The organism is Virgibacillus sp. M23 (genome assembly GCF_034190895.1).
Lineage (GTDB): Bacteria > Bacillota > Bacilli > Bacillales > Amphibacillaceae > Virgibacillus > Virgibacillus salarius.
On the sequence record NZ_JAWDHA010000129.1, the window covers coordinates 1 to 959 of the forward strand.

The 959-nt window shown below is 42.6% G+C and carries 1 protein-coding gene; it reads right to left on the reverse strand.

Annotated elements, in window-relative coordinates; all coding sequences use genetic code 11:
* A partial coding sequence (locus RVS70_RS21565; RefSeq protein ID WP_321134765.1) for an ABC transporter ATP-binding protein occupies positions 1-887 on the reverse strand: 887 nt, incomplete at its 3' end.
* Between the last annotated feature and the right edge of the window lie 72 nt (positions 888-959).

Consider the following 959-nt stretch of genomic DNA (forward strand, 5'->3'; position numbering starts at 1 on the left):
AATGCAAATTCATTACGTGGGGCAAAGGCATCGCCCTTTGGAGGATTCAGCATATCCGGTGGACTTCCAGGAATCGCAAATAATTCCTCTTCATCACTGTCCAGCGTTGGCATCGAACCTAGTAGCCCCCATGTGTATGGGTGCTTCGGATTATAGAAAATATCATCTGTTGTCCCGATTTCGACAATTTTTCCAGCGTACATCACCGCCACTCGGTCTGCAATATTAGCTACAACACCAAGGTCGTGCGTGATAAAAATAATTGCACTATCCGTTTCCTTTTGAATATCCTTCATCAGCTCTAAAATCTGTGCTTGTATCGTCACATCTAATGCCGTTGTTGGCTCATCGGCAATGAGAATCTTTGGATTACAGGCAAGCGATATCGCTACGACCACGCGCTGGCGCATTCCGCCAGAGAACTGGTGAGGATATTGGTTAATCCGTACTTCTGGATTAGGTATACCGACCAATTCCAGTAATTCCATCGCTTTTTTCTTCGCATCCTGTTTAGACATATTCTGATGCTTAATTAAACCTTCAATGATTTGGTTCCCTACCTTCATCGTCGGATTTAACGATGTCATCGGATCTTGGAATACCATCGAAATATCTTTACCACGGAGTTTTTGCATCTCTTTCGTAGATTTGTTAACCAAATCCTCACCTTCAAACAAAATCTCCCCTGATTTGACAAAGCCGTGCGGCTTAGGTAAGAGCTGCATTAGCGCCATCGATGTTACCGACTTTCCTGAGCCAGATTCACCAACAATCGCTAATGTCTCCCCCTTTTTCAAATCAAAGTTCACACCTCGAACAGCTTGTACTTCACCGTTGTAGGTGTTAAATGAAACGCTCAAATCCTTTACTTCTAACAATTTACTCATTTAGAAACACCTACCTTCTTATTTATGCATTTTCGGATCAAACGCATCACGTAATCCATCTCCAATTAAGTT